Origin of the sequence: Pseudomonas protegens, assembly GCF_003732485.1 — a bacterium.
GTDB lineage: Bacteria > Pseudomonadota > Gammaproteobacteria > Pseudomonadales > Pseudomonadaceae > Aquipseudomonas > Aquipseudomonas protegens_B.
In genome coordinates this window covers 54,740-57,859 of record NZ_MOAK01000056.1, presented here as the reverse complement: position 1 = coordinate 57,859, position 3,120 = coordinate 54,740, and the positions used below count along the sequence as shown (strand labels likewise).

The following is a 3,120-nucleotide window of genomic DNA, read 5'->3' as shown; positions in this document are numbered from 1 at the left end:
GATCGGCCAGAGGCGCGCTGGCGGACGAACGAGCGCATTCGCCCGCCAGTGGGCTCCTACACTCAGGGGAGACTCCTCACCCTGGGCGATCATCATGAATATTTCTCCCCGTCTGGCCGTTTCCAGCGTGCTCGGCGCCCTCGCCTACCTGGGCCTGGCGATCTGGGGCCTCGGCGGTTTCACGGCGTTCTTCGCCCACCCGCCCCTGAACCTGATCGTCATCGTCACCTTGCTAATGGTGGTGGCCTCGCTGTACAGCGAGGTCAACCTCAGCAGCGGCGTGCAGGAGGACCAGGGCAACCGCTGGGTGCTTGCGGCCTTCGCCGTGATCGGCCTGCTGAGCGGCTTCGTTCCGGCCTACAGCGACCGCATCGATTTCTGGACCTTTGGCGGCGAAGGCCTGCGCTGGCTGGGTGCCTTGCTGTTCACCCTCGGTGGTGTACTGCGCCTGTGGCCCGTGTTCATCCTCGGCCGACGCTTCAGTGGACTGGTGGCGATCCAGAGCGGGCACAGACTGGTGGTGGACGGCCTGTATCGCCACCTGCGCAACCCCAGCTACCTCGGTCTGCTGGTGAACGCCGTAGGCTGGGCCCTGGCCTTTCGCTCCGGGCTGGGGCTGCTGCTGGCGGCCCTGACCCTGATCCCGCTGATCGCGCGGATTCATGCCGAGGAAGCCTTGCTGCGCAGCCATTTCGGCCAGGAGTACGACGACTATTGCGCCCACAGCTGGCGCCTGCTGCCCGGGGTCTACTGAGGTTCTGTAAAAAAAATCAGACACTTCTGGCATCAGGGCTGCACTGCTCTAGCACGCGCCTCTCCCCAAGGGCGAAGGACGCTCGCCAGGGGACTGGAGCCCTTTACCCCCCTTACATTGGCTGGCGGATTCTTGCAGTATTGATCCGCCCTGGGGAGACGGACCCATTGATCCGCCCCACCAGCGCCCGGTTCACATAACGAATAATCACAACGAACTCGACAGCGAGATCACCCGGCCGATGTATCCCCTGAGCCCGTATCACGGATTCGACAGATCAGCTCCCGCGCCCCTGCACAGTGGCTGCGGTGTGCGTGTCGACGCTCGGCTCTCACTGTCCTGCCGCTGCCATGCCCCTGCGCCCCATGAGGTCCATGAGGACCGCGCTGCCGTCATCGGTGTGTACTTCCTGGACAGGCCTTGCCCATGAAGCTTCTGGTCAACCTGCCCATGGCCCTGTGCCGTTCCCGTCTGCGCCATTCCTCACGTCCTCCGGATCACTCGCTTCTGGCCTGATCGCGCCCTCCTGCGCGTGCCGCTCCCAGACCTGATTTCTACCCTTGCAACCGCACCGTGCGCGGCGTCGTTGCAGGACCTGAAAACCTGCGCGCCTTGATGGCGCAAGCGAGACTCCCCATGAAATTTGCAGCCCTCGACGAAGCCCGTGACTTCCTGGCCGCCCACCCCGATATCGACATGATCGAGCTGTTCATCCTCGACGCCAACGGCGTGCCCCGGGGCAAGTTGCTGCACCGCGAAGAACTGCTGGCGGTGTATGAAAGCGGCCGGCCCCTGCCCAGCACCATCCTCGGTCTGACCCTCAACGGCGACGACGTGGAGAATTCCGGGCTGGTGTGGGACGTGGGCGACATCGACTGCCGTGCCTACCCGCTGGCCGGCAGTCTGGTGCGCCTGCCCTGGCGGCAGATTCCCACGGCCGCAGTGCAGGTCAGCATGCACCCGCAAGAGGGCATGCCCGCCAGCATCGCCGACCCGCGCCACCTGCTGATCAAGGTCATCGACAGCCTCAAGGCCGAGGGTTACCACCCGGTGATGGCCTGCGAGCTGGAGTTCTACCTGCTGGACGCCAAGCGTGACGGTAATGGCCGTCCCCAACCGGCCCTGGACGCCGATGGCGGTCGCCCGCGCAGCACCCAGGTCTATGGCCTGCGGGAGCTGGAGCAGATCGAACCCTTTCTCGCCGACCTCTACGCCGCCTGCAAACTGCAAGGCATTCCGGCGCGCACGGCGATCTCCGAGTACGCGCCAGGCCAGGTGGAAATCACCCTGGAACACGGCGATGCCCTGGAGGCCATGGACCAGGCGGTGCGCTACAAGCGCCTGGTCAAGGCGGTGGCCCACAAGCACGGGATGCAGGCCACCTTCATGGCCAAGCCCTTCGATCACCTGGCCGGCACCGGCATGCACATGCATGTGAGCATTGCCGACGCCACGGGCCGCAATCTGTTTGCCTCCGAAGACCCGGCCGGCACCCCGCTGCTGCGCCAGGCGGTGGGCGGCATGCTCGCTTCCCTGCTGGATTCGCTGCTGCTGTTCTGCCCCAACGCCAACTCCTACCGGCGCTTCCAGGCCAACAGCTACGCGCCCCTGGCGCCGACCTGGGGCGTCGACAACCGCACCGTGAGCCTGCGGGTGCCCGGTGGCCCGGCCAACAGTCGGCACATCGAACACCGCATCTGCGGCGCCGACGCCAACCCCTATCTCGCGGCGGCGGCGATCCTCGCCGGCGTGCATCGCGGCCTGCGCGAACACCTCGATCCGGGCGAGCCGGTACAAGGCAACGGCTACGCCCAAGCCACCGAGCTGTTGCCCACCGACTGGCTGACTTCGCTGATGGCCCTGGAACAATCGGCCTGGGCCCGGGACGCCCTGGGCAGTGAATTCCTCGGGGTGTACCTGGCGGTCAAGCGCGCCGAATACCGCCAGTTCATGGCCGAAGTCGGCGAGCAGGACTGGCGCTGGTACCTGACCCAGGCCTGAGCCGCAGTAACGATCTGCGGCGCTGGGCTCATGGGCAAGGCGGCCTGAAACCGCTTTGCCGGACCTGAGCGGCGCCCGGCAGATCGTCAACAGCTCCTGAAGCGCTGGCGGCTGCACTACACGCAGTCGCCCGGTTGATTTTTCTACGAGGATTGCTCCATGACAGCCGCCTTCGATCCGCGGACCCCGGCAGCCGAACGCTGCCCCAGCTACTACAGCGCCACCCTGAATCAGGAAACCCATTACCCGACCCTGCAAGGCACCCATCAAGTGGATGTGGTGATCATCGGCGGCGGCTTCACCGGCGTCGCCAGCGCGGTGGAACTGGCCGAGCGCGGCCTGAAAGTCGCCATCGTCGAAAGCCA

The 3,120-nt window shown here is 65.9% G+C and carries 3 protein-coding genes; all 3 read left to right on the top strand.

The genetic code is table 11. From position 1 onward, the window contains the following. Positions 1-94: 94 nt before the first annotated feature. On the top strand, positions 95-754 hold the full coding sequence (locus tag BLX41_RS15580) for a methyltransferase family protein (RefSeq protein WP_123725627.1): 660 nt from the start codon (positions 95-97) through the stop codon (positions 752-754). A gap of 636 nt (positions 755-1,390) precedes the next feature. Continuing rightward, positions 1,391-2,755: a glutamine synthetase family protein gene (locus BLX41_RS15570; RefSeq protein WP_123725626.1), complete on the top strand. Its 1,365-nt coding sequence runs from the start codon at positions 1,391-1,393 to the stop codon at positions 2,753-2,755. A 159-nt stretch (positions 2,756-2,914) separates the two neighbouring features. After that, a partial coding sequence (locus tag BLX41_RS33675) for an FAD-dependent oxidoreductase (RefSeq protein WP_185073597.1) occupies positions 2,915-3,120 on the top strand: 206 nt, incomplete at its 3' end.